At 51.6% G+C, this 22,356-nt stretch carries 19 protein-coding genes; 9 read left to right on the forward strand and 10 right to left on the reverse strand.

Translation table 11 applies throughout. From position 1 onward, the window contains the following. Positions 1-404: 404 nt before the first annotated feature. The 8 genes from phoU to JOD20_RS25355 form a co-directional block, all read right to left on the reverse strand. On the reverse strand, positions 405-1,130 hold the full coding sequence (gene phoU, locus JOD20_RS25320; RefSeq protein WP_204757958.1) for a phosphate signaling complex protein PhoU: 726 nt from the start codon (positions 1,128-1,130) through the stop codon (positions 405-407). Positions 1,131-1,171: 41 nt separating this feature from the next. After that, positions 1,172-1,969: a phosphate ABC transporter ATP-binding protein PstB gene (pstB, locus tag JOD20_RS25325; protein WP_110519457.1), complete on the reverse strand. Its 798-nt coding sequence runs from the start codon at positions 1,967-1,969 to the stop codon at positions 1,172-1,174. A 3-nt stretch (positions 1,970-1,972) separates the two neighbouring features. Then, on the reverse strand, positions 1,973-3,223 hold the full coding sequence (gene pstA, locus JOD20_RS25330; RefSeq protein ID WP_204757959.1) for a phosphate ABC transporter permease PstA: 1,251 nt from the start codon (positions 3,221-3,223) through the stop codon (positions 1,973-1,975). Continuing rightward, positions 3,223-4,164, reverse strand: coding sequence for a phosphate ABC transporter permease subunit PstC (gene pstC / locus JOD20_RS25335; protein WP_239584078.1), 942 nt, complete (start codon positions 4,162-4,164; stop codon positions 3,223-3,225). Before pstC ends, pstA begins: the two co-directional genes overlap by 1 nt. A 120-nt stretch (positions 4,165-4,284) precedes the next feature. Further along, positions 4,285-6,252 (reverse strand): PstS family phosphate ABC transporter substrate-binding protein, encoded by a 1,968-nt coding sequence (locus JOD20_RS25340; RefSeq protein WP_204757961.1) that lies wholly within the window; start codon positions 6,250-6,252, stop codon positions 4,285-4,287. A gap of 163 nt (positions 6,253-6,415) precedes the next feature. After that, the gene (locus JOD20_RS25345) at positions 6,416-6,655 is read right to left on the reverse strand and encodes a hypothetical protein (protein WP_204757962.1); all 240 of its coding nucleotides are present in this window, start codon (positions 6,653-6,655) and stop codon (positions 6,416-6,418) included. Positions 6,656-6,762: 107 nt separating this feature from the next. Further along, complete coding sequence (locus JOD20_RS25350) at positions 6,763-8,739, reverse strand: tetratricopeptide repeat protein (RefSeq protein WP_204757963.1); 1,977 nt, start codon at positions 8,737-8,739, stop codon at positions 6,763-6,765. Positions 8,740-8,791: 52 nt separating this feature from the next. Beyond that, positions 8,792-9,280, reverse strand: coding sequence for a hypothetical protein (locus tag JOD20_RS25355; RefSeq protein WP_204757964.1), 489 nt, complete (start codon positions 9,278-9,280; stop codon positions 8,792-8,794). Positions 9,281-9,454: 174 nt separating this feature from the next. Here JOD20_RS25355 and JOD20_RS25360 point away from each other — a divergent pair, with 174 nt between their 5' ends. Beyond that, the gene (locus JOD20_RS25360) at positions 9,455-12,865 is read left to right on the forward strand and encodes a GEVED domain-containing protein (protein WP_204757965.1); all 3,411 of its coding nucleotides are present in this window, start codon (positions 9,455-9,457) and stop codon (positions 12,863-12,865) included. A gap of 95 nt (positions 12,866-12,960) precedes the next feature. After that, a complete protein-coding gene (locus JOD20_RS25365) occupies positions 12,961-15,582 on the forward strand; it encodes a clostripain-related cysteine peptidase (RefSeq protein ID WP_204757966.1) in 2,622 nt (873 codons plus the stop codon). Between the two features lie 137 nt (positions 15,583-15,719). Here JOD20_RS25365 and JOD20_RS25370 read toward each other — a convergent pair whose 3' ends face one another. Together JOD20_RS25370 and JOD20_RS25375 are read right to left on the reverse strand one after the other, a co-directional pair. Continuing rightward, positions 15,720-16,301, reverse strand: a complete 582-nt coding sequence (locus JOD20_RS25370) for a hypothetical protein (protein WP_204757967.1) — start codon at positions 16,299-16,301, stop codon at positions 15,720-15,722. A 15-nt stretch (positions 16,302-16,316) separates the two neighbouring features. Next, entirely contained in the window at positions 16,317-16,898 is a 582-nt protein-coding gene (locus JOD20_RS25375; RefSeq protein WP_054535529.1) for a hypothetical protein, read from the reverse strand. Positions 16,899-17,078: 180 nt separating this feature from the next. Between JOD20_RS25375 and JOD20_RS25380 the strand changes: the two genes are divergently transcribed. From JOD20_RS25380 to JOD20_RS25410, 7 genes are all read left to right on the forward strand, one after another. After that, positions 17,079-18,026, forward strand: a complete 948-nt coding sequence (locus JOD20_RS25380) for an alpha/beta hydrolase (protein ID WP_204757968.1) — start codon at positions 17,079-17,081, stop codon at positions 18,024-18,026. Next, a complete protein-coding gene (locus JOD20_RS25385) occupies positions 18,026-18,676 on the forward strand; it encodes a metallophosphoesterase family protein (RefSeq protein ID WP_204757969.1) in 651 nt (216 codons plus the stop codon). The genes JOD20_RS25380 and JOD20_RS25385 overlap by 1 nt, the downstream gene beginning before the upstream one ends. A 440-nt stretch (positions 18,677-19,116) precedes the next feature. Continuing rightward, positions 19,117-19,638 carry a barstar family protein gene (locus JOD20_RS25390; protein WP_204757970.1) on the forward strand — a complete coding sequence of 174 codons (522 nt, stop codon included), beginning with the start codon at positions 19,117-19,119 and terminating at the stop codon, positions 19,636-19,638. Positions 19,639-19,854: 216 nt separating this feature from the next. Continuing rightward, entirely contained in the window at positions 19,855-20,463 is a 609-nt protein-coding gene (locus JOD20_RS25395) for a hypothetical protein (protein WP_204757971.1), read from the forward strand. Between the two features lie 113 nt (positions 20,464-20,576). After that, on the forward strand, positions 20,577-20,882 hold the full coding sequence (locus JOD20_RS25400; RefSeq protein ID WP_204757972.1) for a hypothetical protein: 306 nt from the start codon (positions 20,577-20,579) through the stop codon (positions 20,880-20,882). A 67-nt stretch (positions 20,883-20,949) separates the two neighbouring features. Then, complete coding sequence (locus tag JOD20_RS25405) at positions 20,950-21,987, forward strand: phosphotransferase (RefSeq protein ID WP_204757973.1); 1,038 nt, start codon at positions 20,950-20,952, stop codon at positions 21,985-21,987. 51 nt (positions 21,988-22,038) lie between these two features. Further along, on the forward strand, positions 22,039-22,353 hold the full coding sequence (locus JOD20_RS25410; RefSeq protein ID WP_204757974.1) for a hypothetical protein: 315 nt from the start codon (positions 22,039-22,041) through the stop codon (positions 22,351-22,353). Positions 22,354-22,356 lie beyond the last annotated feature (3 nt).

Below are 22,356 nucleotides of genomic sequence, written 5' to 3' on the forward strand. Positions count from 1 at the left end.
AGGATTAAGGTTTAAGCATCCATATCATAGCGGATAGCGTTGATGGAGTCAGCTTTTTAGTTCCAAGGAGCAATCGATGTCATGCAGTAAGCCCCTGCACCCCCTAATATTTGTTTGCTGGATTATTATTGTTTTCACTGCTAGCGACTAATCCCTGACCTCTCGTTTGCCACTCTTCGCGTTCTTCGTGCGCGTCGCGGTTCCTGAACCCTCACGCCTGACGGCTGGCTCCTCGTTCGCCACCCTTCCGTCCCGCCGCCGGCGGGAGACGCAGGGGGTTTTCATCCCCCTGCACCCCCTAATATTCATTTTGTAGATTATGTTAGCGTATCTATTCCCCCACCTTGACAACTTCGTGCTCTTCGCGTGCTTCGCGGTTTCTGATGATTGGCAATAGTTCAATATTAGGCTTTGTCGGCTTCTTCTTTGCGCAGCCGATGTTTGTCGATGATGCCAGTGGCGATAAAGCTGGTGCGTTCGCCGATGTTAATCGTGCGGTCGGCGATGCGCTCTAGGTTGTGGGCAATCCACAAATAATACATCGCGCGCTCAACATGGTCGGGTTGGCTGCGCATGGTGGCAAACGTCCAGGCCAAGGTTTCACGATATAGCCCATCAATCTCATCGTCGGAGAGTTCGAGGCGCTCGGCTGCTTGGGGATCGCGATTGTGCAAGGCATCGAGGGCATCGCGCAACATGGCTTGGGCCTTCAAGGCCATAGTTTTGATTTGGGGGGGCTGGGCCAATTGCGGCAATTCGATACAGCGAATCACCAACTCGGCGATGCCCTCGGCATAATCGCCAATGCGTTCAAGCTCCGAGGCTAGCTCCAAAAACATACTGACCACCCGCAGGTCGCGGGCCATGGGCTGTTGGTGGGTAATCACGCTGAGGGCGTTGGTTTCAATCTGATAGCGCAAGTCATCGATCACATTATCGTTGGCAATAACTTGGCGGGCAAAAATCGGCTCGTTGCGTTCAAGTGACCACAACGCATCGCGCACGGCCAAAGCAACCCGATTGCCCATATCCCGAATCTGGCCTTCTAGCTCGGCCAAGGCATGCAGAAAACGTTCGCGCATTCGAACCTCGCGGCCACGTGGTGGCAGATATACAAGAGCAACGAACATTGTCCGTTGCTCATTGCTCGATGTTGCACCTTATTGGCGAATTAACCAAAGCGTCCGGTGATGTAATCTTCGGTGCGTTTGTCTTTGGGATTGGTGAATAAATCGCCGGTTGGGCCGTATTCGACCAACTCGCCTGCCCGTTGATCGTTCATCAAAAAGAAGGCGGTGTAGTCGGAGGCGCGAGCTGCTTGTTGCATATTGTGGGTCACAATTGCAATCGTATAGCGTTGGCGCAACTCCATCATCAACTCCTCGATTTTCAAGGTGCTGATGGGGTCGAGCGCCGAACATGGCTCGTCCATCAAAATAACTTCTGGCTCAACGGCCAAGGCGCGGGCAATGCACAAGCGCTGTTGCTGGCCACCAGAGAGCGCCAAACCACTTTCCTTCAACTTATCTTTAACGTCATCCCACAAGGCGGCTTGGCGCAAACAGCGCTCGACCAAATCGTCCATCTCGCTTTTGGTGCCCTTCCAGCCGTTGATCCGTGGGCCAAAAGCAATGTTATCGTAGATGCTTTTGGGAAATGGATTAGGCTTTTGGAAGACCATGCCGATGCGGCGACGGACTTCTACCGCGTCAACATCGTTGGCATACAAGTTTTGCTCGTGGAACAGCACTTCGCCTTCAACGCGCGCGCCATTGACCAAATCGTTCATGCGGTTGAGCGAGCGCAGCACCGTGCTTTTGCCACAGCCAGAAGGGCCGATCAGCGCGGTAATTTTGTTGCGTTCGATATTCAGCGAAACATTATTGATGGCGCGGAATGCCCCATAGTAGACATTCATATTGCGCACAACCAAGGTGTGTTGAGCAGTATCAGTTTGTTTCTCGGTCATGGCTTAACCTCGTTTGCTGAAGCGATTGCGTAACACGACGGCAATGGCATTGAGCGATAGCAACATCACCAACAACACCACAATTGCCGAGGCCGCAATATGGGCAAATTCTGGTTGTGGTCGCGATGTCCAGTTGTAAATTTGAATCGGCAGGGCGGTAAATTTGGCAAATGGGCCATCGGGATCGGTCACGATAAAGGTCGAAGCGCCAACCACAATCAAGGGAGCAGTTTCGCCAATTGCCCGCGAAATTGCCAAAATGGTGCCAGTGAAGATGCCAGGCAAGGCGTTTGGCAACACATGATGCCAAATTGTTTGCCATTTGGTTGCCCCAAGGCCATAGCTTGCTTGGCGCAGCGACAACGGCACAGCCCGAATTGCTTCTTGGCCGTTGATAATCATAATTGGCAAAATCAGCAACATCATTGTGAGCGAGGCAGCCACAATCGTGCGACCATTGCCACTATCAGCGCCGAAAATGCGCCCGCTGGTAATTGGCTCAAGCGTGCGCACGAAAATCACCAAACCAAGCATCCCATAAATAATCGATGGCACGCCAGCCAAATTATTAATATTGGTTTGGATGATGCGGTTAAAGCGATTGTCGGTGGCATACTCTTCGAGGTAAATTGCCGCGCCAACCCCAATTGGGAAGGCAAACAAAATCGTGATTGCGATCATCCACAATGAGCCAAGCAAGGCGGTGCGCACGCCAGCGCGGAGCGGGTCACTCGACATAGGCGTGGTCAAAAAGCTGGTCGAAATCCACGAACGAAATTCAAGCTTCGCTTCGGGAAAATCGCTGGCAACTTGGGCATCGATTGCCGCTTTGTTGAACCACGAATCGCGCAGCGTCCAAGTTTCGAGGGTTTGAGGCTTTAACACCCGCTCAATCACCAAATCATAAACTTCGCTATCGCTGCGGTTAGCCATAGGCTTTTCGTTTTCCAAGGTGCGAAAAGCGTTCTTGCGCATATTGCCTTGCAACACCGTGACCAACTCATCCTTGCTGAGTTCATCAAGCGGTTTATCGCTAACAGTTGCAGGGTCAACCGCATATTCGATCGCAACATAGCCAAAAACTTCATTGGCGACGTTGTAAATCAACAAACTGAGGGCAATCAAGCCAAAGATGGTTGCCGAAAGAAAGATTGTGCGCCAGATTGCGCCCTTGCGGCGACGGCTAGCTACATTGCGGCGCGACGCTTCACCTTGAGGCAACCCTGATTTAACGTCTTCATTCAGTGTTGTCATTATTCGTATACCTCACGGAAGCGGCGTACCAAGCGACGGCTGATCATATTGAGGCCGAGGGTCATCAAGAACAGGGTCAAGCCAATCGCGAAAATACTGTTATAGTCGATGCTGGCATAACTCAAGTCGCCACCGCTAATCCGCGCGATGTGACCAGTCATGGTTTCGGCGGCTTCGAAGGGATTGAAGGTGAAGGTTGGTTTAGCACCAGCCGCCACGGCCACAATCATCGTTTCGCCAACTGCCCGCGAAATCGCTACCACGAAGGCCGCAATAATGCCCGAAATGCCTGCTGGCAACACCACTTTGATTGCAGTTTCAAGGCGGGTTGCGCCCAAGCCATACGCACCTTCACGCAACGTCCGCGGCACAGCGCTGAGCGCATCTTCGCTCATCGACGAGACGAGCGGGATAATCATAATCCCCATGACCAAGCCAGCCGAAGCCATGTTATAGATATTGACATTGGCTTCACCAAAGACCGACTTGAGCAAGGGAGTCATAAATTTGAGCGCGAAGTAGCCATAAACGACGGTTGGCACGCCTGCGAGGACTTCCAGGACTGGTTTGAGAATGCTGCGAGCGCGGCGCGAAGCGTATTCGCTGAGATAAATTGCCGCTGCGAGGCCGGTTGGCAATGCAATAAACATTGCGATGGTTGAAGTGAGCAACGTTGAGAGCAGCAAAGGCAAAATCCCAAACTCATCAATTTGGGGCGACCAAACCGTGTTGGTCACAAATTCGACAATGCTGACTTGGCGAAAGAATGCAATTGATTCTGAGCCAAGCACAATCACGATCCCGATGGTTGTGAACATTGAAAGCACGCCACAAAAGAGCAAAAATCCTTGGATGATGCTTTCACCAAGGCGTGGCTGCTTTTTCAGGCTAAACGGGCGAGTTGTCTCACGTTGCGAGGTCGTAATACGACGGCTATCCATACCAATACTCACCTTATCGTCCATTGAAACCTCCCGGGTTTGAATCGGGGTTTGTGTAGGTCAACAGGCTGCGGAGCTAAACTCCGCAGCCTGTGCCATGGTACCATAAACCCTTGGTGCTTACTTGGTTGCGTCGAGCAGGTGTTGTTTGGCTTCGTTCAAGGCTTCGGCACTGGCTGGGAAGTAGCCAACTTCCACGATAACGTCGTTGACATTGGTCAAGTAGTAGTTGATGAAGGCTGCTACTTGAGGCTTTTCGGCCAAAATGTTCTTGGCTGAGTAGATGTACAACGGACGGGCCAACGAGTAGCTGCCATCTTCCGTGGTCGCTTCGGTTGGTTCCACGCTGTCAATCGTCAAGGCTTTCAGCTTGGTTTTGTTTTCGTTGTAGTAGGCGTAACCGAAGTAGCCAATCGCGTTGGCATCGCCTTCGATCCCCGTCACCAACACGTTATCGTCTTCGCTCAATTGGGGATTTGCACCCAAAATGTATTTTTGTTCTTTATCGTAGAAGTGTTCGACGAAGTAGTCGAAGGTGCCGCTATCGGTGCCTGGGCTGTAGAGTTTGATCGCTTCGGCGGGGTAGCTGGCATCAACTTGGTCCCAGGTTTTGTAGGTGCCGGAGAAGATGTCGGCAACTTGGGCTTCGGTCAAGTTGCTGACGAAGGTGTTTTTGCTGCTGACCACGACGGCCAAGGCATCAGTCCCGACGCGGAATTCAATCACGTCGCGGCCTTTGTCGGCGCAGGCTTTAGCTTCTTCGTCTTTGATCGCGCGGCTGGCGTTGGCGATATCGGTTTCGGCGGCGGTACAGAAGCGTTCGAAGCCAGCACCGGTGCCGATGCTATCGATCGTAATGTTGCCTTTGTAGCCATCTTCGCCGAAGATTTCGGCCACGGCTTCGCTCAACGGATAGACCGTTGATGAACCAGCGGTCACAATATCGCCTTGGATTGCTGCTGGATCAACTTCTTCGAGGGTTACGGCGCTGCCAGCGTTGGTGTTGCCACCGGTGCTGCTGCTGCCACCGATCAAAGCATCGACCAAATGTTGTTTGGCTTCGTTCAAGGCTTCGGCACTGGCTGGGAAGTAGCCAACTTCCACGATAACGTCGTTGACATTGGTCAAGTAGTAGTTGATGAAGGCTGCTACTTGGGGCTTTTCGGCCAAGATGTTCTTGGCTGAGTAGATGTACAACGGTCGCGCCAACGAGTAGCTGCCATCTTCCGTGGTCGCTTCGGTTGGTTCCACGCTGTCAATCGTCAAGGCTTTCAGCTTGGTTTTGTTTTCGTTGTAGTACGCGTAGCCGAAGTAGCCAATCGCGTTGGCATCGCCTTCGATCCCCGTCACCAACACGTTATCGTCTTCGCTCAATTGGGGATTTGCACCCAAAATGTATTTTTGTTCTTTATCGTAGAAGTGTTCGACGAAGTAGTCGAAGGTGCCGCTATCGGTGCCTGGGCTATAGAGCTTGATGGCTTCGTTTGGATAGCTGGCATCCACTTGATTCCAGGTTTTGTAGGTGCCTGAGAAGATGTTGGCGACTTGGGCTTCGGTCAAGTTGCTAACGAAGGTATTTTTGCTGCTGACCACGACGGCCAAGGCATCGGTGCCAACGCGGAATTCAATCACGTCGCGGCCTTTATCGGCGCAGGCTTTGGCTTCTTCGTCTTTGATCGCGCGGCTGGCATTGGCGATGTCGGTTTCGGCGGCGGTACAGAAGCGTTCGAAGCCAGCACCGGTGCCGATGCTATCGATCGTAATGTTGCCTTTGTAGCCATCTTCGCCGAAGATTTCGGCCACGGCTTCGCTCAACGGATAGACCGTTGATGAACCAGCGGTCACAATATCGCCTTGCACCGTTGCTGGGTCGACTTCGGCCAAACCACCAGCGGGAACTTCAGCGGTTGCTTCAACTGATGGAGTTGCAGCAGCTTCAGTGGTTGGGGCAGTAGTTGCAGCAGTTTCAGCAGTGGTTGCTGTCGCTGCGGTTGTTGGTGCAGTGGTTGGAGTGCTGTCGCCGCCACATGCTGCGAGCATTGTCAGCAACATAATTGAGGCAAGCATTAAACTCAGCAGTTTCCGCATGATCTGGATTCCTCCGAAAAAGAAATTTCTGTACTATGCAAATTGAATTATGTGCATCACATGAGAGCAGTCTAAATCGCTTTACTTAAACTGCTTTGATCGCTGTGTTAAGTTCCGATTAAATCTTGGTGCAATGCTGAGTGCGGCGGGTTAATCGCGTGGGTTAAACATCAATCACATTTAAACCATACGAATGCAGAAATTCGCGTACCGAAGGCGTATCGGGCAAGGCCACAACTTGGCGAATATCCAAGCGCGAAAGCACCACTTCAACTGCCCGAATGCTGCCCCGTTGATCAAGATAGGCATGGCGGCCAAGCACTGGCGCATCGATTTGCCAGCCCTGTTGCATGTGGTAGCGCACGAGTTCCAAGCGTTTGTTCGCATCGTCTAGGTGAACCATAAGCGATCAAGCCTCCGTGATGCGCAATTGCGCAGTTCAACGTCGTTCTGCTTGATCAGACCATGCTTGGGTTATGTTGAGGTTAATCGCTGGTCAAATTATCACGATCAAAGCAGATTTTGCTTAGCTTGCGGCAGTTGATAGCTGGTCGAACGGCCATCGCCAGAACGCACCAGCACATTACGCTCGACCAAATCGTTCAGATCGCGGGCTGCTTGCTTGGGCGAAATTTGGGTTAGCTCACGGTAATCGCGGTTGGTAATCGACGGATGCTGTTTGAGATAATCGAAAATCTGTTGCTGGCGCTCGTTCAATTCGATGCTTGGCGGGTATAAGCCAGGGTAGTTTTCGGCCAAACTGTGCAATTCATTTAACAACCGATCAAGCCCGCTGGCTTGGGCCAATTGAATTGCCTCGGCATAATAGTGGCGCATCAGCTGGGTTTGGCCCAATTCGGCGTAGGCTTCGGCCAAATCGTAGCAGGTGTTGGCTTGCCAATTGTGGTTGTGCATGGCCGCGAAAATTTGGTAAGCAGCCAGATAATGCTCAACTGCCAGCGCCAATTCTTGCATCCAAAAGCAACATGCGCCAATGCTTTTTTGACACAGGCCTTGCATGCGCCGATTGCCCGTGCGGTTGGCCAAATTCAGGCTTTGCTCAAAATAATCGAGCGCTTGGGCATAATGGCCAAGATCGAGGTAATCGTAGCCCAAATTATGGGCGATATGGGTCATCAACAGGCTGTGGTTAACTTCGTTGGCCGCCAACCACGCCGCCTGATGCTGATTAATCGCCTCAGCATGCTCGCCGCGATGGGCATAGAACATGCCGCGGGCATTGGCCAATTCGGCCCACGCGCCACGATCAAGCGGGTCGATCAAGGCTGCGGCTTGCTCAAGGCTGGATTGGGCCTGCTCAAAATCGCGCTGATCCTGAAACCACATCCATGCTTGCTCCAAGCAAACCCGATAGCGCAAGGGATCGTTGGGCGCTGCACGCTCCACAATTGCAAGGCTATAGTTGAAATGGGCTTGGGCTTCCATCGTGCTTTGTGAGCGAAAAGCCTTGCCCCGTTTGTAATAGGCTTCTGCTTTGAGCAAGGGTTCGTTGGCGGCCAAGGCAGCTTGATACTCGCCCAACGCGGTTTGAACATCGTTCATAGTCATGGCCACATCGCCGCTGACCAATTTGAGCCGAAACCAAAGCTGGGCTTGCTGAATATCGTGGGCTTGAATTTGCGCCAGCAATTCGCCCAAAGCGCGGCCCTGCAAATTATCAACAATCGTTTGATGCTCAGCGATAATCAGGCTGGCTGCTTGATCGTAGGCTTGGGCGTGGAGCCAATGTTGAATTGCAGGCAGCGGCTCATTGTGCTGCAGTAATTCGGCCAATTGCTGATGCCAGCGGCGGCGCTCAGCAGCACTAATTTGGTTGTGCAAAAAAGGGCGTAATTTCTCGACCAAGGCCAAACCGTTTGGCTTGAGCAAGCCATGCTCGGCCAATTGTTGCAATGTCGGCTCGGCAATGGCATTTAATTCGAGCCAGCGCTCCAGCCAGCGTTGAGCTAGCGGTTGCTGGGTAAAGGCCAACATGCGAGCGAGGGTTTGTTCAGCAGCAGTTAATTGTGGATAGAGCGCAATAATCGCATGATTTGGAATACTGGGGCTGGGATGCTGCAATTCTTCAATCAACAATTTGGCCAAGCTTTGGATGGCTTGGTTGCGAATTGGATAGATCGTTTGCTCGACCACACCCATGGCTTCTGCAAGGTCGGCTATGCGCAAACCCTCGACATAAAAGCCAGCCAAAACATTGTATTGTCGCCAGGGCAAGGCCAGCCAATGGCGCTCGCCGTGAGGCCGAATCCGCTCAATCAGCCACCACAAAAGTGCTTGCACCGCTCGCCCAAGCTCAGCCGAACCGTGAGGCCGATCGCCAATATACCAGCGTTCGATAATCTGGCAGCTGGCTAATGGCGATCCCGCCAAAAACAACACATCACCCTCACGGGCGTGGCGTAGCGCTTCCGCCAGCATTTTTTCGATAGTTGGGAGATCGTAGCTCAACAAGTCAGGCTGATTCATGGTACATCCTTGTCCAAATAGCGCATGCTCCTCACTCTCCCCGCAACGCTGGCTAGCGAATGGTTTGGATGAGTTGATAGGCGTTAAATAGGGCTAGGCTTATGGCAATAACCAAGACAACTATTGCTGCTCCTCGTCGCGCCATGCTCAAATTGGCCCACGTCACATGCTCTTGGATTGCTGGCACAAACACATCGTTTGAAGCTGCATTTTGGCGTGGATAGGTGCTTGGTTGGCGCAGCAACATCAGATCCATGCTATCGCGAAAGCCACTGGTAACTTGGCCACGCAAGCTATGAAACACTTGGATCAAGGCCAAAAATAGTGGTGAGCAGGCGAATACAAATTGCAAGTGCAGCGGAAAACGTGGCAACGACTTCAAGCCAATCACCACCAAAAATCCAACTGGTAGCCAGCCCATAATCGCATACCACAACCAGACGCTGCTTTTGGTGCGCTGCCAAGCAACAAAATAGGCCAGGTTGTACCACGCTAAGCCCAGCAACCCACCAATAAAACTGAGCCAAATCAACATCTGCATCGAGCGAATCCTTTAATTCCTAATCAGGTCATGATACGAATTCAATCGCTTAAAAATAGCTAAAAACGTTAGAGCTAATTTGATTGAGTTGGATGCTTGCGCCTGCGATACTAAAACCAGCTTCCACTACGTCCCCGCCATGGTTTCGTTCCACCCCCGTGTAAGGAGGATTGTATGTCGTTGGTTCTACGTCGTTTTGGCATGATCGCGTTTATGGTCATGTTCATTTTAGCATTAGCGATTGGCAGTTCTGCCAAAGCCGCGCCGCAGGCTCAGGCCGATGCTGAAAGCCTCGATCTTGGCGATGCGCCATCGTCGAACAACAATTTTGGCTTGATGATGGATGCCTATAGCGGTGTGCCCGCCAAGTATCCAACCGTCTACTCGACTGTGCCCAATGGCCCTTCGCACATCTTTGCCAAGCTGATTCACCTTGGCCCGGGCGTAAGCCAAGAAGCTGAAGCCGACACCGGCTTTGATGCTGATGGCCCAAATAATATCAACCCAAGCAGCAATATCGCCAACCAAGATCGCTACGACAACGCCTTCCTTAGCCCGTTGGACATCAATAGCTTGCCCAACTGCCAGCCAACCCAAATCCGTTATCAAGTAACGGTCGACCCAAGCTGGACTGGAGGCACAATTAAGCTGTATACCAACCTGTGGTTCGATTGGGATCGCAGCGGCTATTGGGGGAGTGCAAGCTTCTTCTGTAATAATACTCCCACCACCGAATGGTCAGTTCAAAACGATATTAACGTGATTACGGGGCCTGGAACCTATATTTTTAGCACCTCGGCCTTCTTGCCAGTCAATACCAACAGCAACAAACCATTGTGGATGCGAATTTCGCTCAGCGAAAGCCCAGCAACCAACGACGATGGCCGTGGCCCAGCCAACCGCTGGAAATATGGCGAAACCGAAGATTATTTATTGACTGGCACCGATCAGCCAACGCCAGTGCCAACCCGCACCTTTACCCCAACGCCAGTGCCAACTCGCACCTTTACCCCAACGCCAACCGCAACCGCGACGGCAACCAACACCCCAACGCCACCACCAACGCGGACCTTTACCCCAACCCCAACGCCTGCCAATGATATTATCTCCGATCTTGGCGATGCGCCCGATTCGACCAACCACTTCTCGACCAGCATGTTGGCCTATGCGCCCTCAACTGGCGCACGCTACCCAACCGTCTTCGACCCCAGCACGGGCTTGCCCGAAGGCCCGTTCCACTACGATGCCAAACAAATTGTGCTTGGCGCTTCATCGACCTTCGAGCGTGAGGCCGACACTGGCTTCGATGCTGATGGCCCGAATAATATTCAGCCAAGCACCAATCAGCCCAACCTCGATCGCGCCGACGATACCTTCTACTTAGGCGTGCCAACCGTCAATAGTTTCTTGCCTGCTTGCCAAAGCGAAACCCTCGATTATCAGGTAACGGTCAACAGCGTGCCAGCAGGAGTTAACCGCTTGTATGTCAACGTCTGGATCGACTGGAACCGCAGCGGTTTCTGGGGCGGTTCGGTGCAGTGTAATGGCGCATTGGCCAATGAATGGGCCGTGCAAAACCAAATGATTCCGGTTACAAGCGGCAACTATGTTTCAACCAGTTTCCTGAGTGGCTTGCAAGCAAGCAATTTGGGCAACATCTGGATGCGGATTACAATTAGCGAAAGCCCTGCAACCAACGACGATGGCCGTGGCCCAAGCAGCGGCTGGAAATATGGCGAAACCGAAGATTATCTGTTGCGCTATACGACCGATGTTACGCCAACCCCAACTAACACACCAACCAATACGCCAACGAATACTCCAACCAATACGCCAACCCCAACTATTACGCCGAGCATTACGCCGAGCTTTACGCCAACCCCGCCGCCTGCAATCAGCGATTTGGGCGATGCCCCCGATTCAACCAATAACTTCGGGGCCAACATGACGACCTACGTCAGCGGTGTGATTGCACGTTTCCCAACGGTGTTTAGCGGTGCTGCACCAATTGGCCCCTACCACCGCGATGCCCGCCGCTATCACCTTGGGCGCAAAGTAACTTTTGAAAAAGAAGCCGATGTTGGATTCGACATCGATTATACCCATAACATCTCGCCAACCCTTAACATGAACGACCAAGATCGTGCCGATGATGGATTAGTTAGCCCACGCATCTTGCAGGCGTATCAAAACTGTACTGCTACGCGGTTTACCTATACCGTCACCAATAATACGGCATCAAACATCACGGTCTATTTCAACTCATGGTGGGATTGGAACCGCAGTGGCAATTGGGGCGGCACGTTCCAATGTCCCAATGGCTTGTCCAACGAATGGGCGGTGCAAAATCAAGCGATTGTGCTGGCTCCTGGGGTCAATACCTTTACCACGCCAACATTCTTCCCCTACCATCCACCACAACGGGCAGGTATTTGGTTCCGCATGACCGTCAGCCCAACGCCAGCTAGCGCCGCTGATGGCCGTGGCCCCACTGGTGGCTGGGAGTTTGGCGAAACCGAGGATTATATCTTTATGCCCGATTTGGGCGATGCACCTGATAGCAATAACAGTGCAGCCGCCAATATTCTGGCCTATTCGCCAGCAACCCAAGGTTTCTTCCCAACCATTTTCAATCGCGTGCCAGCAACCTTGCCCAAAGGCCCATTACACCAAAACTTAGGCTTGCCTTATATGCTTGGCAAGAGCCTGACCGCCGAAACCGAGGCCGATGTTGGGCTTGATGACGACGCAACAACCAATATTCAAACCGCGCTCAACCGCGGCAATTACGATCGCGCCGACGATGCCTTCGGCGGCGGCGTGCCAACCGCCAATAGCCTTGGCCATTGCAAAGCCAACAAACTGGCCTACAACGTGACCTTGCCCCACAATCCGCCGCAAACTGGCTCGATGACTGCCTATGTTAATGTGTGGATCGATTGGGGAGCTAACGGTCAATGGGGCACCAACTATAGCTGTGTCGATTCCTTGGGCGTGACCCGTAGCGCTCGCGAGTGGGCAGTGCAAAACCAAGTGGTTAACTTGAGTGGACCGAACGCCTATAGCTTGGTTACGCCGGTCTTCTATTCGTACCAACCAAGCCTGCCCTACAAGCCACTTTGGCTGCGCATTAGCATTAGCAACACGCCTGCAACTGCCGCCGATGGCCGTGGCCCAACCGCTGGCTGGGAATATGGCGAAACCGAGGATTATCAGCTCAAGGTCTTGCTGACCCATGTGGTTGGTGGCCATGTCCGCGACGTAGCTGGCTTGCCAATCGCCGATGCCAATGTCTACTTGTATCGCCGTGGCACTGCTGGCAATCCAAGCCCTGAGTTTGTTGCCAGCACCCAAACCGACGAACAAGGCAATTACGAAGTGAGTGGCGAAGCCAACGGAGAATATTTGGTCTTTGTCGAGCAGGCTGGCTACCAATCAATCTGGTACAAAAATGCAGCCACGGCTGCTCAAGCCCAGCCAATTTCAGTCGCCGAGCCTGGAGTCAGTCAGATTGATGTGACCCTCGTTGCCAATGGTGGAACAGAGCCAGACCCAGACCCAGAACTAACGACCCGCAAAAAATAACTGGCACTGCTCGCCAATTTAAACAATGAAGTTACCAACGCTTGCTCGGCCAATTGTGGCTTGGGCAGGCGTTGGCGTTTGCGGAGGATTATTCGATGAAAACGCGTCTGCTTCGGTGTTGCTTGCTAATCGGTTTACTTCTGAGTGCCATGCTCCCGCCAATCGTGAGCCATGCAGCACCCCAAGCAGCGCCATTGGTGGCCATCTACATTTTGGCCTACGATAATCGGCTCGATAGCCCAATGAATTTAACGCCCTACTATGCCCAAACCCTCACTAGCATCACCAATGCAACCATTGGCCAGCCCGATTTGACGGCAATTGTGTTAACTGATCTTGCAGGAATGGGCGACACGCATGTGCGGGTTGTCCACAATGGCAATGTCAATACATTAATTGGTCTGCCCGATCGCGATGGCAGCGTCGATAGCAACCTTAAAGAATATGATCTGACCGATGGCAAAACCTTGGGTGGCTTTTTACTCTGGGCCAAAAGTAACTATCTGGCCCAAAGCTATACCCTCAGTTATATTGGCCATGGCGTGCCCGTCATGCCCGATATTGAGATTGCGGCGATCAGCGAGCCAGAAGAACGCCCAGCCAGCATTAATTTGCCACCCTTGCCCACCCGCATCGGAGCCAACGCCGATGTAACCGACCACACCTTACCCATCAGCAGCACTACCTATAGCGCACTCTCGCCCAACGATTTGGCCTTGGCCTTGGCAATTGCCGCCCCAGTTGGCCCACGTTTTGCGGTGATCGATGTGCTGATGTGTTTTGCTGGCTCGGTTGAGGCCTTGTATCCGCTGGCCCCATATGCCGACTATCTCACCGCCTCGCCCAATTATGCTTTTTTCGACCCAACCATGCCCGGCAATGCCTTGATTGGCTTAAACAGCAACCCAAGCTCGTTGCAAATGGCCGAGCATATCGTCAATACCTACCACAATCAATTGCCAAGCACTGATCACCCGCGCATTTTGAGCGTGATTGCAGCCGATCAATTGGCTGGCTTCAAAACAAGTTGGGATACGCTCTCGAATGCGATCTATCTGAGTTTGCTCAATCCAAGCCAGCGCCCAGCAACCCGCACAGCCTTATTCAATGCCTACGTTCAAAGCAAAAAATACGACTTAACCTACTGCGAGCCAAGCGATTGGCAACTCGATGCCCCTGATGGCTTGGTTGATCTGCGCACCTTTGCTCATGCGCTGAGCCAAACATTTAGCAATCTCAATCCGCAGATTGCCAGCTTAGCCGCCCAAGCCCGCAACCGAATTCGCAATAGCTATGGCGATCCAATGGTTGTGGTCTATCGTGTCGTCGATAACGATTATCCGTGGTTCGACCCAACCCCAAGCCAATGGATGTTCGATGGCCCAAGCACGCTGAGCATCGATGATGACGCTGCTGGTTTGAGTTTGTACGCCGATTTGCAAGGCCTGCCCGCAACTGGCGCGACCGAATTAAGCTGGCATGCCCATTGGTATCACGATGATGCGACCCAGCCCGATAATCCCAACCCGCTGGCATTTTTAGCCGATCTCAGCCAGCGCAATGGCTGGGATGAAGTGTTTCAGGAATATTGGCGCGATATTGATTTGCAAACTGCGCTGTGTACGCCAAGTTTGCCAGCATCCCGTGATCAAGCCACGCCACGAGCCGACATCAGCCTTAGCCAACTTGGCCCAAGCGAAAGCAGTTTGGCGCTCAATGAAGCAATTCGTTTGAATGTGGGCTTGAATCTCAGCCGCGCTGTGCAACGCAGCGATTTGCGCTTTGAGGTAGCTCGCAATGGCACGCTGGTATTTAGCGATAGCCTGCAATTAACCAAGCTTGAAGCTGGTAGCCAACGCATCTATGCCCAAAAAATTTGGCAACCAACCACAGCTGGGGTGTATAGCGTGCGGGTGGTTGGTGATAGTGGCCAGCATGTGCAAGAAAGTAACGAGAGCAATAATCTGCTCAGTCGCTCGATCAGCATTAGTGCCAGCACGCTGCGTCGCCCAATCATCAATGCCAACACTCACAATAACCTACAATTATCGAACAGCCCAACCCTCACCTTGAATGTGCAACAACAAACCAACAGCGGCAAACCAATTTCAAGCTTGCTCATCCAAGCCTATCAATATCAAGCCAGCGCTGGCAACCCACGTTTGCAAATGCCAGTTTTGCGCACAACAACCACGATTAATCAGCTGAGTTTGCCCAATGTACAGCTGAGCCTTGCGGGCTTGGAGCCAGGTGCAGTGCTCTTGTATATTTGGGGAACATCGGCCAATGGTTCAAGCCTAATTCCGGCAATTGTGCGGACGAATTATGCACCCTTGCCAGCGACGATCAATCCAAGCCAAAAACACGTTTTTCGCTTTATGCTCAAACGCCAGCAAGCCCAAACATTTAAACTGCAAAGCCAAGTTGGCAACAGCAACCTCCACGCGTGGGAACCATACATCTGGACTGCGCCAACCCAACAATCAACCAGCAACGGGATTGATCAGATCAGCTATCCCGCAACGCCCATAGCTGGCGAGTATCTTGTTCAAGTGAGCAGCACCGATACCAGTCGCTATTTGTTTACGGCTATGCCCAACCCACAAACTGGGCGCACTGTAGAAGTTGTAAGCAGCAAACAACCGCGCCCAAGCTTTGTGGAGCCAAATCCATTTTTGCCAACGCATCAGCTATTTATGCCCGCTGTGCAGCAGTAATTAATGAGTGCCCTCAGCCCCGCTCCCGTGCGCGGGCGAAGGGCTTCACACTGTGGTTCTTGCGCACTTCAGCAGTAAAAAGCTCCCCCTCGCCCGCGTTCAGTGGGCAAGGGGGCTGGGGGGTGAGGGAACACAAGCTACAGAATTATTTCAGGATTGATCAGGCTGCCACCACGGGCCATGCCCTTGGCAATCTTGACCGGATCGCCGTTATAGAGCACAGTCAATGGGCCAGCCATTGCACTAAAGCGCTCGCTGGTAACTTGCCATTCGTGCATGCGGCTGCCACCAAGGTAAATTGGCGAACCAGCCCGTAGCCAGCTAAACAAGTCGCGCATCAAATCGAGCACCGTTTTTGCGCCAAGCTGAAACGGCACCAACATCACGGCCAACGACCATGGCTCGGTTGGAAAGCCGTCTGGGTCGCGCAATTCGGCTAGCTCTTGCAAGACTGTGGCATTGGCAAATTTCGCTAAGGCTTCGCTGGCAGCATTCCAACGATCATATTCGCTGGTGATCAGCACCAATTGCCCATCGGGAATTTGCGGTGCTAGTTGTAATGCCAAATCAACCAGTTCATCACCAAATAAAATAATGCGGTCGGCTGGCGATTCGGGCACAACCAAACCTTTGAAATGGGGAGCAACCAAGGTTGCATATTCGTTGCGCCGATCAGCCCGATTCTGTTCGCGCGCACCACGTCCCTTTTGACGGGCCATGAAAACTCCTTAAACTTATTGTTGTTGAGCGAGTAAATTAACTTCCAGCCGAATATCCTCGGCGGGAATTTCGACAACCATGGTTAATGCAGTCGGATTCTTGATCGGCAAGGTCAGATCAAGCGTCGTATTGGCGTTGGGTGGCAAATTGGCCGCCGCATCGCCTTGGGCAGCAAAAACAGTGCCCGATTGGTCGGTAAAGCGAAATGCCGACAACGGCACACGCAATTCTTGCTTGCTAATATTGGTAACGACACCTTTAATTTGTAAGCCATCGCCCACCTGTTGGAGCGTTTGAATATCGACTTTGAGCTTATCGTTGGTTACGACAGGCGTAATCGGCACCACCGCCTCGCCACCTTGCAAACGAGCAATCGCCGTCGAACTCCATTCCTGGACTGGCGCAGGCAAAGGCAAAATTGGCGTACCAAGATCTTGGCTTGCCACTTGGGTTGCGTTGGCTTCTGCAAAGCGGCTCCGCAGCGTTTGCTCGCTATCAGGGTTACAAGAACGAGTTGAAACCAAAAAAATCAGCACCAGTGCGATAATCACCCCGATCAGCGCCGGTGGTGGGCTATTGAGTCGCTGTGAAAACATTATCAACCTCCAGCACAATCGTACCAAGTATTGTACCGTGCTTTTGCCAACCGGCGTTAATCAACGAAGGTCATACCCGCAGCATAGGACAAAAATCCATGTTTTCGTGCGGCCCGATTAACGCTACAATACGCGCATCGCTCCCTGCACCCGACTTTTGCCAAAAGGAGTTCCACGCTAATGAGCTTCGAAACATACGACGACCTCTTTGAAGCGGTATCGGAGCTATACACGGCTCAGAAATATCGCGAAACGCTCGATTTACTTGATGCAGAGGGAGCGAAATTTCCCGAACATGCATCGATGATTTCCTACCTGCGCTCGTGTATGGCGGCCCGCATCGGCTTGCCCGAACATGCAATTCAGATTCTCAGCGAGGCGGTTGCCCGTGGTTTTTGGTATGGCGCAGAAACAATTCGCCAAACGCCATCCTGGATTAGCCTCCAAGGCGACCCTGAGTTCGAGCGTTTGGCGGCAGTCTGTTTTCAACGCCAAATGGAAGCAGTCAAAGATCCCAAGATGTATATTTTGGGGCCAGATGAGCTAGGGCCGTATCCGCTGTTTTTTGCCTTGCACGGCAACGGCGATAATAGCATGCACACGCTGTATGGCTGGAACAGTCTGATCGATATTGATTGGATTTTGGCCGCACCCCAATCGGCCCAAGCAGAATCATCTGATGGCTATGTTTGGAACAATCAAGCAGCGGCCTTGCGCCAGCTGGTGCAGCAATTTGCCGATGTTTCGAATGAATACCAAGTTGACCCCGAACGCATTATTTTGGCGGGCTTTTCGATGGGCGGCGAAACGGCCTTGCGATTGGCCTTGATCGGGCCAATTGAAGCGCGTGGGTTTGTCTTGCTTGGCCCAGGCGGCCCCACCATCGACGATCCTGAGGAATGGTTGCCCGAAATTCGCGAGGCCAAAGGTCGCAATCTGCGCGGCTATATCTTGGTCGGCGAACACGATCGCACAATTCCCCACGATCAAATCAAACGCATGGTCAAATTATTGAATGATAACGGCATTCCCTGCGAGCTGGAAATTATCCCCGGCCTCCGTCACGCTTACCCCAGCAACAGCTTGGAATACCTGCAACGAGCCTTTAACTTTATTGGAGTTGCCTAATGCGTTTAGGGTTGCTAGCCGATATTCATGGCGATGGTATCGGCTTTCAACGGGCCTTGGATTGGTTTGCTAGCCAAGCAACTGATCACATTCTGTGCGCTGGCGATGTGGTTGATCGCGGGCCTGATGCCGATGCCATTGTCCAAGAATTGATCAAGCGCTCAATTCCCTGCATCAAGGGCAACCACGAATTTACCTTGTTGCGCGAGCATAGCCGTTGGAGCCAAAGTAGCCAGCGCGAACGCCTAGCCAGCAGAGGCCGCATCGTTACCCAAGCCACCCTAGAGTATGTTGCCGCGCTGCCAACCAGCCTGCGTTTGCCAGTTGAAAATCAGCACTTGGTGCTGGCTCATGGTGCGCCATGGAGCGATGTTGTTGATATGTTGCCCGAAGCGCGTAGCAGCAAATGGCAACGCCTGCTCAACGAACATCCGCATGATCAGCTGATTGTGCTTGGCCATACCCATCGCCCGATGCATGTGCGTTGCGGCCATCTGAAGGTGCTCAATCCTGGCTCGGTTTATGGCGTAACCATCCGCGATAGCCACACTTGCGCCATCTACGACACGATCAGCGCTAGCATGACCCTCTACGATCTCAAAACCCAACAAACCAGAATTTGCCCCGTGGTCGAACTTGCCCTAGCCTAAAAGAGTAGCCAGCACGCAGAAACTGCGAAGCACAAAGGTTCAATTTTTTAGCCACGAATTACACGAATTGCACGAAGGCTCATTTTTAGCCACAGATTGAAACAGATTGTTTTTGATTCTCTTCCCATAGCCAAAAGCCAAAAGCCCATAGCCCATAGCCACATTCCTCTGCGCCTCTGCGTTAAACATTTGATCCACGAAGAACACGAAGAGCACGAAGTACGGAAACCGCGAAGATCGCCAAGAGCGCGAAGGCTGATTTTTTGCCACAGATTATTCCTGTCCCAAAGCCAAAAGCCTATAGCCCATAGCCATCATTCGACTGAACCAATCCTCACTGGTTCGAGTATAGCAATCGGAAGATACTTTGCATTGCCTGATCACTAGAAAGCCGTCGTTAGCTGGAGCATAAATTAGCTATTCGTTATAAGGAACGGAGTATGTTGTCAGGAACAATTGATCAACTCAATAAATTGGAGCCAGACTGGTATTTTGTACCAAATATTGATGATATTCTTGTTGCACAAGATAGCCTTAAAGCTTTCGTTAATATTTTAACTATTGATGGTGCTTCGATCCGAAGTGAAAATGATTTTTTTGATTTAGCCAGAGAAAAATTTAACTTCCCAGATTATTGTCGAAATTCTTGGGATTCCTTTAACGATTGTTTTTCAGATTATGCGCTTATTGATTATCCAAACTATCTGACCATCATTATATTGATAAATTTCGATTTAAACGAACCATCTATTCAAGAGCTTATGGTAAGTATTGCATCATCAATGCTTGGCTCAATCAATACAGGAGAAGGCCCTTATTGGCTCTATGTATTTATGCCTTTAGAATATGAATTATTTCCTTTAGTTGTCGAGCGATTTATTAGCGATATGACAATTCATCCAGAAAGAATTCTCGTCAAGCATCGCTTTACCTTGTTACTTGATAGCAATAATCAAAAGTAGCAGCTAAAAACCTTATTAAGTGGACCACGATGAGCCTGAAAATATGCAAATTCTGAGTCTGTGGAAAACCAGAGGAGAAGCTAGATGCACCTTGAGCATTACCCCACCTTAGAGCCAACCATCGAACTTCCAGCACTCGAACTGCCTCGCGATCCAAGCGATCAGCGCTCGGTCGTTGGTAGAGGCGCAGTCTTACGCAAAATTAAGGGTGGGCAGGTGCTAATCGGCCTGCTCGCGTTTGATCAGCTTTATCTCCTCGTTGATCAAACAGTGATGCCTTTTACACCCGACTTGCAAATCAGCCACGTATCGGGAATGTTTATTGGCAAGCTGAGCATCAAAAAGGGCGCAACCAGCATACTGCAAACGCGCTATTGGAAATCACGTTCAGCGATTATTGCTGCAATCGATCCCGTCTACGATTATATTGATGATAAGGAACAGAACTTCTGTACCTATCTAGCCAACTTATATGATGAACCCAGTTCGCGAAAATGGGTCTATGAGCGCTATCAGCCCGCCAAAGAACCCATGGCGACCACCCTTGATGAGGTATTAGAATACCTATTGAGCCGCCTATCGCCGCATACGCCGCCAATCTTTTTTGCCGAAATCATCGATCAGTTGAGTTGGCTTGTTGATGAGCAGCGCGTAAGTATGCATCAGATCATGCGCGACTGGCTCAATTCCAATGATAAGGAAAAGGTGAAAATTGCCCTCTCGACAGCCGAGGCATTCTTCATTCAATCGGATGCTGCTGATCTTGCGACTGTTACCCGAATTATTGAGCGTTGGCCCGACCTAGCACCGTTGTGCAATAAATAGTGGGCTTAGGAACAGCATAAACGCTAGCAGTTATCCTAGCGCAATTCCCTAATTATGGAAAAAATAATGTCTAGGAGCACACAACTTAGTAAATGTACTCAAAAGGAGATTCGATGCGTATGACTATGGATACCGCCCTTGATTATCTTGTTGGACAACTATCCAAACAGACCCCACCAGAATTTTTTGCCGAAATCCTCGACGATTTACTCTGGCTAATTGATGATCCTGAAATGGAATTGCAGCGGATCGCACGTGGCTGGCTCATTGCTGATGATATGAAGAAAGTCCAAGTTGCCCTGTCAATTAGAGGAATGGCCTTATTAGAGTCGGATGCCGAGCGCCATGCAATCTTTGAAAAGATTATTGGCCGTTGGCCCGATCTTGAGCCGATATGTCGTACTTCGCTCCAATTGTGAATAGCAACCCCAGCCTTATACGGATAATGAGTCGCTGTCTAGTGGGGAATTTAGGGAGAAATCATTCATGAACGCTGTAGATACAATTGTTGCGAGCCTTATCCAGTCACTTGATCTTATCGCCCCGGTTCAGGTGGTTGCGCACCTTTCCAGTGTTAATCATCAGAATGTTCAGCTTCAGGCGGCAAATGGCGATTTTGTCTTGAAATATTACGCCGTGAATCAGGATGAACGCGAGCTATTCTATGAACAGCATTTGGTGCGCTGGCTATCATGGCGACCCACATCATTTGCGGTACCGCTGCCACTACGTGGACGGACGATCATGTATACACACAAGGCTGGAAACCACTTCTATACCCTGACCCCATTCATCACTGGCGAAGCACCAGAATTTCGGCTACTGCCCAACGGTCAGCATCACCCAGCAATAAACCAATGGGCCTACGCCATGGGCTTGGCACTTGGCGAATTGCAGACGCTGCTGCAAGACCGTCCCGTACAGCACCGTCGCCCCTCTGCGCTGTTTCAAGCATTGCTGAACTATGCCCAGCCGCGCTACGATCCGCTGCAACTCTCGGCTGCTCAGTTTGGCGGCTCGGCCAGCGACGATGAACTCTGGGCGTGGTGGCGTAGCGAAGCAGCCAGCCTTATGGCATTTGTGGCGAATGAATATCCCAGCTTACCGCAACAGGTTTGCCATAACGACTTTGCCCCGCCCAACATCCTCATGCGCGACGAGCGAGTAGCCGCGATTCTCGATTTTGAATTTGCCTGCCCCGCGGCGCGTGCGCTCGATGTAGCCATGGCCTTGCGGATGATTATGCAACTCGATAGCAATCCGGCCAATCCATGGGCGGTGGCTGAGCATTTTTGCCGTGGCTATGCAGCATGGATTAAGCTCACTCCGCAGGAAATTGCCGCCATGCCCCAGTTAATTGGCTTGCGCACCGCCATCCCGCTGATTTGGGCCATCAGCAAGCCCGAACCGCCGAGCCACACGAGTTTGGAGCAGGCAATTCGACGGATGCAAGCGAGCAAAGCATGGATGCACCAGCATCAAGGCCAGTTGATCGACCTGTTGCAGACGATGTTTGCCTCATGAACGCTTGTCCAGTAAATCGTAACCATATCTAACAGGGACTAGGGAGATACCATGAACGATCTAGCCTTTGACGTAATCCATATTGAGCCTCGTTCTTCACAATATTGGCACGTCGCTGGACGAGCACTCACGGATATTTGTATCGGGGATCTGCTCGAAATTCGCCTTCCCGACAAAACTTCCATGGCGAACAAGGGCTCTTTTGTGGTGATCGCGATTACCGCGTATAACGTGAGCATGCCCAAACTCCATTATGGGATGGGGGGAATGTTAACGGTGGTTTGTCAAGAAGTGTGCAAAATCAATCTAGCCAGGCATGCGAATTTTACGAAGCTGGAGCGTCCGAACGACCGCATAAAAGAGTAATAA

It is taken from the genome of Herpetosiphon giganteus (assembly GCF_016907925.1).
In the GTDB taxonomy this organism is placed as follows: Bacteria; Chloroflexota; Chloroflexia; order Chloroflexales; family Herpetosiphonaceae; genus Herpetosiphon; species Herpetosiphon giganteus.